This window comes from Pedobacter paludis (assembly GCF_003173575.1).
Taxonomy (GTDB): Bacteria; Bacteroidota; Bacteroidia; order Sphingobacteriales; family Sphingobacteriaceae; genus Pedobacter; species Pedobacter paludis.
Genome location: NZ_QGNY01000003.1, coordinates 177739 through 191528 on the forward strand (window position 1 = coordinate 177739; position 13790 = coordinate 191528).

General features: G+C 36.5%; 13 protein-coding genes. 11 read left to right on the forward strand and 2 right to left on the reverse strand.

The window, feature by feature from the left end:
• The first annotated feature begins 147 nt into the window (after positions 1 to 147).
• The 9 genes from yiaA to DF947_RS08960 all read left to right on the forward strand — a co-directional run bounded on the left by yiaA (position 148) and on the right by DF947_RS08960 (position 10063).
• Positions 148 to 558 carry an inner membrane protein YiaA gene (gene yiaA / locus DF947_RS08920; RefSeq protein WP_240615349.1) on the forward strand — a complete coding sequence of 137 codons (411 nt, stop codon included), beginning with the start codon at positions 148 to 150 and terminating at the stop codon, positions 556 to 558.
• A 183-nt stretch (positions 559 to 741) separates the two neighbouring features.
• Positions 742 to 2055, forward strand: coding sequence for an ethanolamine permease (gene eat, locus DF947_RS08925; RefSeq protein WP_109929363.1), 1314 nt, complete (start codon positions 742 to 744; stop codon positions 2053 to 2055).
• Positions 2055 to 3416: a glutamine synthetase family protein gene (locus DF947_RS08930; RefSeq protein ID WP_240615350.1), complete on the forward strand. Its 1362-nt coding sequence runs from the start codon at positions 2055 to 2057 to the stop codon at positions 3414 to 3416. The genes eat and DF947_RS08930 overlap by 1 nt, the downstream gene beginning before the upstream one ends.
• A 276-nt stretch (positions 3417 to 3692) precedes the next feature.
• The gene (locus DF947_RS08935; RefSeq protein WP_109929364.1) at positions 3693 to 4841 is read left to right on the forward strand and encodes an iron-containing alcohol dehydrogenase; all 1149 of its coding nucleotides are present in this window, start codon (positions 3693 to 3695) and stop codon (positions 4839 to 4841) included.
• An 83-nt stretch (positions 4842 to 4924) separates the two neighbouring features.
• Entirely contained in the window at positions 4925 to 5662 is a 738-nt protein-coding gene (locus tag DF947_RS08940) for a gamma-glutamyl-gamma-aminobutyrate hydrolase family protein (RefSeq protein ID WP_240615351.1), read from the forward strand.
• Between the two features lie 52 nt (positions 5663 to 5714).
• A complete protein-coding gene (locus tag DF947_RS08945) occupies positions 5715 to 7082 on the forward strand; it encodes an aldehyde dehydrogenase family protein (protein WP_109929365.1) in 1368 nt (455 codons plus the stop codon).
• Between the two features lie 17 nt (positions 7083 to 7099).
• Positions 7100 to 7570: a hypothetical protein gene (locus DF947_RS08950; RefSeq protein WP_109929366.1), complete on the forward strand. Its 471-nt coding sequence runs from the start codon at positions 7100 to 7102 to the stop codon at positions 7568 to 7570.
• Between the two features lie 61 nt (positions 7571 to 7631).
• Positions 7632 to 9581, forward strand: coding sequence for a beta-N-acetylhexosaminidase (locus DF947_RS08955; RefSeq protein WP_109929367.1), 1950 nt, complete (start codon positions 7632 to 7634; stop codon positions 9579 to 9581).
• 8 nt (positions 9582 to 9589) lie between these two features.
• On the forward strand, positions 9590 to 10063 hold the full coding sequence (locus DF947_RS08960) for a CYTH domain-containing protein (RefSeq protein WP_109929368.1): 474 nt from the start codon (positions 9590 to 9592) through the stop codon (positions 10061 to 10063).
• A gap of 88 nt (positions 10064 to 10151) precedes the next feature.
• Here the strand turns inward: DF947_RS08960 and DF947_RS08965 are convergent, their stop codons facing one another.
• Positions 10152 to 11153 (reverse strand): FKBP-type peptidyl-prolyl cis-trans isomerase, encoded by a 1002-nt coding sequence (locus tag DF947_RS08965; protein WP_109929369.1) that lies wholly within the window; start codon positions 11151 to 11153, stop codon positions 10152 to 10154.
• A 43-nt stretch (positions 11154 to 11196) separates the two neighbouring features.
• Complete coding sequence (locus tag DF947_RS08970) at positions 11197 to 12207, reverse strand: DHH family phosphoesterase (protein ID WP_109929370.1); 1011 nt, start codon at positions 12205 to 12207, stop codon at positions 11197 to 11199.
• 242 nt (positions 12208 to 12449) lie between these two features.
• Between DF947_RS08970 and DF947_RS08975 the strand changes: the two genes are divergently transcribed.
• The gene (locus DF947_RS08975; RefSeq protein WP_109926386.1) at positions 12450 to 12869 is read left to right on the forward strand and encodes a nucleoside-diphosphate kinase; all 420 of its coding nucleotides are present in this window, start codon (positions 12450 to 12452) and stop codon (positions 12867 to 12869) included.
• A 125-nt stretch (positions 12870 to 12994) separates the two neighbouring features.
• On the forward strand, positions 12995 to 13768 hold the full coding sequence (locus DF947_RS08980; RefSeq protein WP_109929371.1) for an FKBP-type peptidyl-prolyl cis-trans isomerase: 774 nt from the start codon (positions 12995 to 12997) through the stop codon (positions 13766 to 13768).
• Positions 13769 to 13790 lie beyond the last annotated feature (22 nt).

Sequence of the window (13790 nt, forward strand, 5' to 3'; positions counted from 1 at the left end):
TATAAATAGAAGGCTTATTGTTTTTTGTTGGCGATTACTTCCAATTACGAATTACATAGTTTTAATGATGCAGTAATTTATATATTAGGCAAAAATACCATATCGTATTCTTTAACGTTTTCTATTGAATTAAATTAACTAACCAAAATGATGAATCAAAAACCATCGAATGCTTTCGTGGCAGCTGCCTGGATTGCATTAGGCATCGGAATGATAGGCTTTATTGTAGGCTTATGGCGTTCTGATATGCTTCTTAATGAAAAGGGATATTATTTTACCGTATTGATGTTTGGCCTTTTCGCTGTAATTTCTTTACAAAAAGCTGTTCGGGATAAACTGGAAGGCATACCAGTTACTGAAATTTATTATGGAATTAGCTGGTTCTCTACGCTTTTAACCATTACATTATTGGTTATCGGCCTGTGGAATGCCACACTTTTACCAAGTGAAAAAGGGTTTTATGCTTTTGCATTTTTACTATCCTTGTTTGGTGCCATAACGGTGCAAAAGAATACTAGAGATAGTCAGATTTTTAACAAAAACCAAGATCCAAGTTAAAAAAGAGTTTTTAAAATTAATTTAAACCAGTGCTTCGGCACTGGTTTTTTTGTTTAGATTTTATTTTACAACAGCATAAAAAATCATTAATTTAAACCACAATTACCGCATAAATAAATTAATAATCATTTCCGAGCAGAATTAATTATTCATCTATTCAAACTATTGCTTAAACCATAAAGGATGGCAAAAACAGACGGTTTAAAGAAAACGCTAAGTCCATTTATGCTTTGGGGGTTGGGCGTTGGCTATGTTATTTCTGGGATGTATTTCGGCTGGAATCTTGGATTAGAAAAAGGCGGAACACTTGGAATGGCCCTGGCAACAGTTGCCATTATGATCATGTATGTAACTTTTAGCTTTAGCTATGCGGAGCTTGCCTGTGCAATTCCAAAAGCAGGTGGTGTTTTCGATTATGCCAACAAAGCCTTAGGCAAAAACCTAGGTTTTATTGCGGGTATTGCTCAAATGGTCGAATTTATATTTGCGCCACCAGCCATTGCCTTTGCAATTGGTGCTTATTTTAACGCCTTCTTTCCACAGGTTCCGATTTTGGCAAGCGCAATAGTGATTTACTTTATTTTTACTGCTCTGAACATTTATGGGATAACAGCCGCTGCCTCTTTTGAAATGATTGTAACCATTTTGGCCGTTGGAGAGCTCCTTTTATTTTCGACTATTACCCTGCCAAAGTTTCGTTTAGAGCATATAACCCATAATAATCTACCTAATGGTTGGAGTGGAATGTTTGCTGCAATCCCTTTTGCCATTTGGTTTTTCTTGGGTATAGAAGGTATTGCTAACGTAGCCGAAGAGACAAAAAATCCACAAAAAGACATTAGCAAGGGTTTCGGATGGGCAATTTTTACACTCGTTGTTTTGTGTGGATTGGTTTTTATTTCAACCATTGGCATTGCAGGCTGGGAAGCCATCGTTTATAAAAATGGTAAATCTGGAGAAACATCAGATTCACCTCTTCCATTGGCGCTTTCTATTATCACTGGAGATAATCATTTAATGTACCATTTGCTCATTACGGTTGGATTATTTGGATTGGTTGCATCTTTCCACGGACTGGTTTTGGCCGCTGGCCGATCGACTTACGAAATGGGGAAATCTAAAAGTATCCCCAGTATTTTAGGCAAAATCTCACCTAAATTTCAAACACCCGCTAACGCCTTAATTGGTAATATGGTAATCGGAATTATTGCTTTGCTATCAGGCAAAACATCAGAAATCATTATTATTTCTGTTTTTGGTGCACTTACATTATACATTATTTCGATGATTTCGGTTATTGTTCTACGAAAAACCGAACCTGAAATGACCAGACCATTCAAGGTTCCGATTTATCCACTCTTTCCAATCCTTGCACTAATTATTGCATCGATTTCTCTTATCGCAATGCTGATTTATAATCTTAAATTAGGTTTAATTTATTTAGGGATTATTTTGGGCGTATTTCTTTTATACAAAATTTTTAAAAAGGCAGATTAATGATTAAGACAAAGGAAATTCTTGACTATGTAAAAAATCATCCCTCAGGGAAGGTTAAAGTAGCTGTTGCAGATATTGATGGTGTTTTAAGGGGGAAATATATTGCTGCAGAAAAATTTGCCTCATTAATAGAGGGTAGACTTGGATTTTGCGACGTAACTTTTGGTTGGGATGCTGGAGATGCAGCTTACGAAAACGGCAGGTATACAGGCTGGCATACCGGTTATCCAGATGCACAAGTTAAAATTGATATTGAAACATTTAGAAAAATTCCTTGGGAAAATGATGTTCCCTTTTTTCTTGGCGATTTTATCGATGATCAAGAAAAGCCAAATTATGTTTGTCCGAGGCAATTGCTTAAAAAGCTGACGGCAGAATGTGAAAGTGCTGGTTTTTCACCATTTTTCTCGCAAGAGTTTGAATGGTTTAACTTTGCAGAAACACCCGAAACTGTTCAGGAAAAAGGCTTTTCCTACTTAAAACCTTTAACTCCCGGAATGTTTGGTTATTCTATTTTAAGGAGTTCGTTAAAGAATGAATTTATGACCGATTTATTCGATCTGCTCAATAAATTCAACATTCCTATTGAAGGCTTACATACCGAAACTGGCCCAGGGGTTTATGAGGCTGCGATTATGTATGCACCGATTCTAACAGCTGCAGATCAAGCGATTTTGTTTAAAACATCTGTTAAGGAAATCGCTTACAAACATGGCATCCTGGCCACTTTTATGGCGAAGTTTAACGAAAATCTCCCTGGCTGTAGCGGTCACGTTCACCAAAGTTTGTGGGATTTGGATAAGAAGACCAACCTATTCCATGATGAAAAAGGCCAGTATAAAATGAGTGAAACCATGAAAAGTTACATCGCTGGACAATTGTTTTGTTTGCCGCATATTTTACCCATGATTGCGCCGACAATTAACAGCTACAAACGATTGGTTGAAGGGGCTTGGGCACCTACAACGGTAACTTGGGGAATTGATAATAGAACCACTGCTTTGCGGGCACTACCCGGGAGCAAAAAAGCCTCTCGATTGGAAACCAGAATTGTTGGTTCTGATACGAATCCTTATTTAGCACTTTCTGCTTGTTTGGCATCGGGTTTATATGGCGTAAAAAATAAAATGAAATTAGAACAACCTGCTACAAATGGCAATGGTTATATAGATTTATCTAACGGTACCTTATCACGCAACTTATTTGAAGCAACTCAAAAAATGAAAAACGCTGATTTGGCAAAAGAACTCTTAGGTGCAGATTTTGTAGAACATTTTACCATGACACGTGAATGGGAGTGCAAGCAATACGCCAAAGCCGTAACCGATTGGGAATTGAAGAGATATTTGGAGATAATATAGGCTACTGTAAAAACAATTTAACAGTTATATTTTTTGCGTTTTTATAAGGCCAGCGCAGTGTTTCTTCATTCTACTTTAAACCGGCATAACAAATTTTTGGGGAAGCATGGTCAAAGCCAAAGCACAAAACCGCCAAACAAAAATTTTAAGCCGGCACTTTTGTTTCTTTTGGTGCCAAAAGAAAAAAGCCTGTCCGGCTAGGACAAATAAAACACCCCGCCCTGTGGGCACCCCGCTAAGAGAGGGGAATTAAGAACAAAATGTAAATAACATAACATGATATTCGATAAAATTTATCAGTTTAATTTCCCAACAACCATTCGTTTTGGCGCAGGAGCAGCGAAAGAATTACCTGTGTATTTGCAACAACATAATCTTCAAGCGCCACTTGTTGTTACTGATCCAACAATTGCCGAACTTCCATTCTTCAAAAAAATTATTGCCGATTTAAAAGCCAAAAATATTTCGGTTGAGGTATTTAGCAATATCCATAAAAATCCGGTAAAAAGTGATGTTTACAAAGGCAGTGAAGCTTGGGACGGAACACAAAGAGACAGCATTATCGGTATTGGCGGAGGCGCTGCCTTAGATGTTGCAAGAGCAATTGTTCTACGCATTAATCATCGAGAAGATTTATTTAAGTACGATGATTTAATTGGTGGAGATATTTATGTAACCAATGATGTTCCGCATTTTATAACCATTCCAACTACATCAGGTACCGGGAGCGAAGTTGGTAGAAGTGCAATTATTGCCGATGATGAAACCCATCAGAAAAAAATATTGTTCTCGCCAAAGTTAATGGCGCAGATCGTTTTCGCAGATCCTGAATTAACAATGGATTTACCTCCATTTATTACAGCTGCAACCGGCATGGATGCCTTAACGCACAATATGGAAGCTTATTTAGCCAAAAATTTTCACCCCATGTGCGATGGTATTGCATTAGAAGGCATTTCTTTAATTAAGGATTCTTTAGAAAAAGCAACCAATAATCCTGATTTGGAAAGCAGAAGCAAAATGTTAATGGCTTCTATGATGGGCGCAATTGCATTTCAAAAAGGTTTGGGTGTCGTGCATTCGCTGGCCCATCCCCTTTCCTCACTGCTAGATACACACCATGGTTTGGCAAACGCCGTAAATATTCCATATGGAATGCAGTTTAACATTTCTGGTTTTGAAGACCGTTTCCGTAAAATTGCCCGTACGTTGGAATTAAAAGATGAAACCGGAGAAGCGGTTGTAAAATATTTGTTCGATTTAAATTCGAAAATTAATATTCCACATAAATTGAGCGATATTGGTGTTAAGCATGAGCATATAGAAACACTTGCCGATTTGGCCTTTGCCGATTTTGCTCATCCAAACAACCCGAAACTGGTAAGCAGAGACAATTTTAAACAATTGTATCTAACTGCTTTATAGAAACGTTAACCACAGATAGAAAGATAAACACAGATAACATAGAAAAAAATAACTGTCTGGTTTTGAATATTATACCAAAACCAATGTTTATCCAGGTAAAAATTATGACTGATAAAATGATAATAGGTGTAACCGACTGTAGCAAATTTGAAATCTACAGCAACTGGGTTTTGTCTTACAATAAAAATGTAGAAGTTATTCAGCTGGGCTACAAGCTTAATAATTTCGATGAAATAAAAAAATGTGATGGCATTGTTTTAACCGGTGGTGAGGATGTACATCCAAATTTCTACAATCATTCGGAATATTATGAATACTGTTACGAAGATGATATTGACGAACAACGTGATGAGTTTGAGTTTAAAGTATTAGCGTACACGGAAGAAAACAAAATTCCTGTGTTGGGAATATGCAGAGGCATGCAGGTTGGTAATGTTTATTTCGGCGGAACCTTAATTCCCGATATTCCAGCTTGGGGAAAATTTAACCATGCTAAAATGCCAGATAATTCAGATCGTTATCATGAAGTCATTGTAAATCCTTCTTCCTGGTTAAGCCAAATTGTAAATACAGATAAGGGCTTAGTTAATAGCAATCATCATCAAAGTACAGATAGAACAGGAAAGGGTTTAGTTGTTAGCGCCATTTCTCCAGATGGAGTTACCGAAGCCATGGAACGTATGTATCCTGAAGGAAAATCCTTTTTATGTTTTGTACAATGGCATCCAGAAAGATTGAGAGACCAACAAAGTCCTTTCAGTAAAAATTTACACGAAGCTTTTATTAGTGCTATTAAATTAACCACAGATAAAAAGGATTAACACGCATAGAAATAATTTAAAATTGCGAAAATCTGTGGTAAAAACAAAAAACATGCAAATCATCAATCCAGCTACCGAAGAAATTATTTCCATCTTAGAAGAAGATAACCAAGCATCATTGCAATCCAAATTTGAAATTCTTAAACAAGCTCAATGCAGTTGGAAATCGCAATTGCTACAGGAAAGAATTTCGATTATATCCACTTTTAGTGCATTATTAGAAACTGAATTGGAAGATTTAGCACAGACTTTAACAAGCGAAGCTGGCAAGCCTTTACAGCAATCACGAAATGAAATTAATGGTGCAAGAGCCCGTATAAAATGGATGCTTGCCAACGCCGAAAAGTATTTATCAGATGAAATAATGGTTGATGAGCCCGGCTTAAAGGAAATTATAAAATACGAGCCACTTGGTGTAATCTGCAATATTTCGGCCTGGAATTACCCTTATTTGGTCGGTGTAAATGTATTTATTCCGGCCTTACTGAGCGGAAACTCCGTGATGTACAAACCATCAGAATATGCTACGTTAACGGGTTTAAAAATCGAAAAATTACTTAAAAAAGCGGGTATTCCCGAAGCAGTTTTTCAGGTTGCCATTGGAGCTAGAGAAACGGGTTCAGCTTTGCTTGATCTAAATTTTGATGGCTACTTTTTTACAGGATCGTACAAAACAGGAAAATTTATTTATGAAAAAGTGGCTTCCAAAATGGTTCCTTGCCAATTAGAACTGGGCGGAAAAGATCCTTTATACATTGCTGAAGATGTTTTGGACATTAAAAACGCGGCCATCGGAACAGCTGATGGTGCTTTTTACAATAATGGACAAAGCTGTTGCTCCGTTGAACGGATTTACGTACACGAAAAAAATTATGAAGACTATTTAGCTGCTTTTGTAGAAGAAGTTAAAAGTTGGAAAGTCGGTTCTCCAACAGATGATGGTGTATATATTGGCGCACTCACCCGAAAAGATCAAATTGGAGTGTTAGAAAATCAGCTTGAAGATGCTTTAGCAAAAGGCGCAACAATTTTAACAGGGGGAAGGAAAAATGAAAACGGTAAAGGTTATTTTTTCGAGCCAACCGTTTTAACCAATGTTTCGAACGATATGTTAGTGATGCAGGAAGAAAGCTTTGGGCCAATAATCGGCATCATGAAAGTAAAAGATGATAACGAAGCTTTAAAAATGATGCAGGACACAGAATATGGATTAACAGCCTCGGTATATTCTGCAGATCAATCTCGGGCAGAAAAAATTCTCGGTCAATTAGATTCTGGCTCAGGTTACTGGAACTGTTGCGATCGTGTAAGTGCTGCCTTGCCCTGGAGCGGAAGAAAACATTCGGGAATTGGAGCCACACTTTCTCATCAAGGTTTAAGGGCGTTTACCAAACCAAAAGGCTATCATCTTAGAGGATAATTTTTAAATTTATATAAATGCTCTACTTCAATAAAACTTACATTCTCGATGATATAGAAAAACAAAATCTAGAGAAAGGATTAAGATCGCGTAGCTTAAAAAGGACAAAGCCATTAGACTTTGTTTTTGAAACTTACAACACAGGATCTAACAAATATTTCTTAGGAAACGACAATAAGAATGATATAAAATTTACAAGGTTAAAAACATCATTCGAATTGCTTTTTCCTAAAATAATTGTAAGCTTTCCAAAAGACAAAAGTCTAAATTACTATAAATTCAGATTATCAATAGTATCCAATTTAGTAATATTCTTTCTGTTTATTATGTTATTATCAAGTTTTGTAGCCGTAGTAAATCATGGTAACAACCCGGCTGATCTTTTGATAATAGCAATATTATTTTTTGGCTATCTATTGCTTGTTGTACTAGAACTGAAATTAACGCGTGCCAAAATAAAAAAGAGTTTAGCTAAAAACTTAGATTAATAATCATTTTTAATAAATTGCGGATTAATACTTATTCGGTTCATCCGCAATTTATTATTGAATGAAAAATTTATTCCTGATTGTCTCTTGTTGTGTTCTTACAATCAACACTTTTGCACAAAACATTGTAACCGAAACTGAATCGGGCGATTCTGAAACTACAATTTCGCAAACACCAATTGCAATAATTCCAGAACCGGTTTCATTAATGAAAAAAGCTGGATCTTTCACTTTACCAGAAAATGTGATTATTCAGGCTTTAAAAGGAGCTGATTTAAAGCAGTCGATAGATTTTCTATCCAGCAGAATTACGGTTGCTACAGGCAAATTTGTAAGCACACTAAACAATGCCGCACATCCAACAATAAAACTAATTTTAAATAGCCAGATAGATCCTCAACTAGGCTCTGAAGGTTACAAATTAAATGTTAACCCTACTCAAATTGTAATTACAGCGAATAAACCAGCAGGTATTTTTTATGGCGCACAATCTTTAATCCAATTGTTTCCTGTAGAAATCGAAAGTAAAGAATTGGTTAACGATGTAAAATGGAAACTTCCGTGTGTTGATGTCGTCGATTACCCTAAATTAGGCTGGAGAGGTTTAATGTTCGATGTAGCCCGCCACTTTTTTACCAAAGAGGAAGTAAAACATTTTATCGATGATATGGTTCGCTACAAGTTTAACCTTCTGCATTTACACTTAGCAGATGATGAAGGTTGGAGAATCGAAATTAAAGGTCTTCCAAAGCTTACCGAAGTAGGCGCTTGGAGTGTTAAAAAAACAGGGACTTTCGGCGACTTTATTCCACCAACAGCAGATGAACCTAGAACTTATGGCGGTTTTTATACCCAAGAAGACATCAAAGAATTGGTTCAATATGCACAAGAACGTTTTGTAAACATATTACCAGAAATTGATGTTCCTGGACACAGTTTGGCCGTAATTGCTTCTTACCCGGATTTGTCATGCACACCTGAAGCTGTAAATTACAAAGTTCGTTCAGGAGAAAAAATTATGGACTGGAGTCGCGGTGCACCGCCAATTGCCCTTGTTGATAATACACTTTGCCCCGCAAACGAAAAAGTCTATAGCTTTTTAGATACTGTGATCACGCAAGTTGCCCAGCTTTTCCCGTTCGAATATATCCACATGGGCGGCGATGAAGCCTCACATAATTTTTGGGAAAAGAACGAACAGGTTAAACAATTAATGCTCCGCGAAGGATTAAAAACTATTCCTCAAGTACAGGCTTATTTTGAAAAACGTGTGGAACAGATTGTAATTGCTAAGGGCAAAAAGTTTATGGGCTGGGATGAAATTTTGGATGGTGGCATTTCTCCAACGGCAGCGGTAATGAGCTGGAGGGGAATGAAATATGGTATTCAAGCCGCTAATGATAAACATAATGTGGTCATGAGCCCAACTGAATTTGCCTATTTGGATTATATGCAGGCAGATGTTAGCACCGAACCTAAGGTTTATGCTTCACTCAGATTGAATAAGGTTTATCAATTTAATCCAGTGCCAACTGGGGTTAACGCCCAATACATTATTGGTGGCCAGGCAAACTTATGGACAGAACAGGTTTATAACTTCCGTCAGGTAGAATATATGCTTTGGCCCAGAGCTTTTGCAATTTCGGAATCGATTTGGAGTCCGATAGAAAAGAAAAACTGGACGAACTTTGTAGATCGGACGGAGCAACATTTTAAACGTTTAGATTTAGCAGAGGTAAAATATAGTCCGGCAATTTACGATCCCATAATCACCGTAAAACGCAGTGCCGATAAACAATTGTTAATTGAATTAACGCCTGAGGTTGATAATTTGGAAATTTATTACAGTTTTGATAATTCTACGCCCGATCGGTTTTACCCAAAATACACATCGGCTTTACAAGTACCAAAAGATGCTAGTTTACTTAAAATTATTACTTATAGAGGAAAACAACCAATTGGAAGATTGATTAGTGTGCCAGTTGCAGATTTACAAAAAAGAGCGAGGTAAGAAATTTAATGGGAAAAGAAATCGAGAGAAAATTTTTGCTTAACCGAGAAAAATGGCTGGCGATTGATAAGCCTACGGGTCAACATTTTAGGCAGGGGTATATTTTAACCGATCCTAATAAAACGATTAGGGTAAGAACCACCGAAACCAAAGGTTTTTTAACCATCAAGGGCATTTCTGTAGGCGCATCCAGATCGGAATATGAATATGAAATCCCTTTACATGAAGCTTCTGAATTACTGGATAACTTTGCCACCTCTGAGCTCGAAAAAATTAGATATGTAATTACCTACAAAGAGAAAGTCTGGGAAATCGATGAGTTTTTAGGCGATAACTTTGGTTTGATGGTCGCCGAAATTGAACTGATTAGCGAAGATGAGGAATTTGATCTTCCAGAATGGATTGATCAAGAAGTAACCGAAGACCAGAAATATTATAACTCAAACTTAACCTTAAATCCCTATAAACTCTGGGCAGATTAATATTCAATTTTCCGGATTATAAAAAAAGCAAAAGGCTTAAGATTTTAAAATCCTAAGCCTTTTGCTTTAATGTATTTATTTACCGCTATTATTTTGTAGCTGGTGCTGGAGCCATTGTTGGAGCTGGAGCCTGAGCAACTGCTGATCCTTTTTTAATGCCTTTTAATTCAATATCAAAAACTAATGGTGTGAATGGGTTAATTGGACCACCACCATTTTCGCCATAACCTAATTTAGAAGGAATAATGATTTTGATTTTACCACCAACACCGATTAACTGAACACCTTCGATAAATCCTGGAGCCAACTGACCTAGAACTAAAGGACGAGCTGCATATTGAGCCATTGGAGAGAAGATGCCTGCTTCTTTAGCAATTTTAGCATTTGATGTATCAAACACGTTGATTTTGCCATCGCCTTTTTTGTTTGTGAACTGACCAGTATAATCAACCATAACAGTATCTGTTAAGGCTGCTCTTTCTGAGTTACCAGCTGCTTCGATTACATATTGTAAACCAGATGCAGAAGCTGTAGTTTTAAGACTGTTATCAGCAATATATTTTTTGATTTTACCTTCTTCCGAAGCTTTGTTTTTAGCAATTAAAGCTTTGTATTCTGTTTCAAAAAACTCTCTTTTCTTTTTCTCAAAAGTAGAATCTGCTTCATTAGCTACTTTATGCAATACTTTTTCAATTTTTACCGTAAAAGTAGCATAGTTATCTTTTGCACCAGTTGGTTTTGGTTGACCAGAATATTTAGCCATCGAATCTAAATTCAATTTAAATGTTGCGCTATCGCCTTCGCCTAATAATTTTAAAGCCGCAACCATATCGCCTTTGAACATCGATTTGCTGATTGGGAAAAACGCTGGACGTTCGTTATCATAAGTGTTAACCAATGTAGAATCGCCATTAGCTTTGGTTTCGATAACCTGGATACCGTTCAATTTTACAAAATCACCCTCTTGGATTTTAGCTTTTCCTTCGCTTTTGTAAATCTTGTAGGTCATATCACCCTCACCTTTTTCAAACTTGTTACAAGCAGCTAAACCTAAAGTTGCTGCTGCCAGAATAATAATTCCTCTTTTCATTTTATTGTTTTAAACTTTTTTTGATTTTTATTTGCTTATTGCCTTATGCAATTAATTGATTTTTATATTCTTCTAAAATAGACTTAAATTCATCTACTACATCATTTAATGGTTTTTCTGCTGCGCCACCCGCTGCATTTCTATGTCCTCCGCCATTAAAATATTTTTTACAGATTTCATTTGCGGGAAAATCTCCTGTAGAACGAACCGATAATTTAACTTTATCCGTTCTTTCTACAATTAAAGCTGCCAGGCGGATTCCGTTAATTGATAGCGCATAGTTAACCACACCTTCTGTATCACCAGTTGCGCTTTGGTATTGAGCCAGCTCCTCTTTCGTTACCGAAATTATTGCCGTATTGTATTCTCTTAAAACTTCCAACTTGTTTGATAAGCAATAACCCAAGAAACGTAAACGATCTTCACTTGCATTATCATATACCAATTGGTGAATTTTCCAGTGTTCTGCACCTAAATCGATTAGATTAGCAGCAATGCGATATACTTCTGAAGTTGCCGAAGGAAAACGGAAAGAACCTGAATCGGTCATAATCCCGGTATATAAACAAGCTGCAACATCTTTGTTTATGCCGGCTTCATCTTCTAACTGATTCACAATAAAATCGTAAACCAATTGAGCCGCTGCACAAGCATTAATATCCCAATGGCGATAATCATCAAAATCTTCAGGCTCCAAATGATGGTCGATCATTATTTTCTTAGCGCCTGCAGCTCTAACCAATTCTCCAAGTTCGTTAATGCGACTTAAAGTATTAAAATCTAAGCAGAAAATAATTGATGCTTCATCTACCAGTTTAGCAGCTTCTTCCTGTGCTTCAGTAAAAATAATAACATCGGAATTGTTAGGCATCCAATGCAAAAAATTTGGATAATCGGTAGGCGTGATTACCCTAACATGATGCCCCTTCTGAATCAGATATCCATATAAACCCAATGATGAACCCAATGCATCGCCATCTGGTTTATGATGCGTAGTGATCACAATTCGTTGTGGCGTAGCCAATAGGGATTTTAACTCTGTTAATGTAAGCATATATTTTTTGCGTTGCAAAGCTAAGGATTTTTAGGCAAGGATTAAAGGATTTTAAGTTTAGTATCACCCAGCCCAAAAAATAAAATCAAAGCCCTGAAAAACAATTAATTAAAAAATAGAATTATATAATATACACTTAAATAAAGACTATGTTTTCAATAAAACAAAGTACTAGTGATTTACTTTATTGATTATTCCTCAATTAAAACGTATTTTTGCACAAAATTTGATATTTAAACACAATGAGCACTAACAGAACATTTACCATGATTAAGCCTGATGCAGTTGCAAATGGCCATATTGGAGCAATCTTAAACGACATTACCAATGCAGGTTTCAAAATCATTGCATTAAAATATACTAAACTAACCGACGAAACTGCTGGTCAGTTTTATGCAGTTCACGCCGAACGTCCTTTCTATAAAGATTTGGTTAGCTTTATGTCTTCAGGACCAATCGTTGCAGCTATTTTAGAAAAAGATAACGCAATTGAAGATTTCAGAAAATTGATCGGAGCGACTAATCCTGCTGAAGCAGCTGAAGGAACAATCCGCCAGAAATACGCTAAATCAATCGATGCAAATGCCGTTCACGGTTCAGATTCTGATGAAAATGCAGAAATTGAAGGAAACTTCTTTTTCAAAGCAGACGAACGTTTCTAAGCATTTAAAAAAAACTTACAACAAAACCTCGATCATTTCGGGGTTTTATTGTTTTATAAGTTTTGTATCTTTCGAACATAAAAAAACTCGCATCGCAATGCGATGGATAAAACACAATCATTAGAATGAAAAAAGTTTTCTTAACGGTATTAGTTTCAGGTATCGTAGCTGCATCTTTTGCACAAACAAAAAAACCAACCGCAAAAAAACCAGTTGCTAAAAAAACCACGGCTGTAAACAAAACATCAACTGCTGGCACAGGCTTAAAATCTTCGTTAGATTCTACTAGTTATGCTTTTGGCACCTCAATAGGCAGTGGATTAAAATCAACTGGCTTAACTACATTAAATTACGATGTTTTATTGAAAGGATTAAAAGATGCATTTCAAGGTGCCAAAACTACCTTAAATCAACAACAGGCACAACAATGTATTAATGAAGCGTTATCAAAAGCATCTGAAATGAAAAACAAGGCTGAAAATGAAGCCAATAAAATTAAATTTGCACCTATGATTAAAGAAGGACAGGCTTTTCTAGAAGAAAACAAAAAACGTGCTGGTGTTCACACAACTGCCAGCGGTTTACAATATGAGGTTATAACAGCCGGAACTGGCGTTAAACCTACAGCAACAGATTCAGTTTTAGTTCATTACAAAGGAACTTTATTAAATGGAAAACAATTTGATAGCTCTTACGACAGGGGCGAACCCATTAGCTTTCCTTTAAACCGTGTAATTTCGGGCTGGACAGAAGGCGTACAGTTAATGCCTGCTGGTTCTAAATACAAATTTTTTATTCCATACAATTTAGCTTATGGCGAACGTGGTGCTGGTCAGGATATTCCACCGTACAGCGCATTAATTTTCGAAATCGAATTGTTAAAAGTAAACGGAAAATAAGCTGTTACTAAAACTTTCTTGC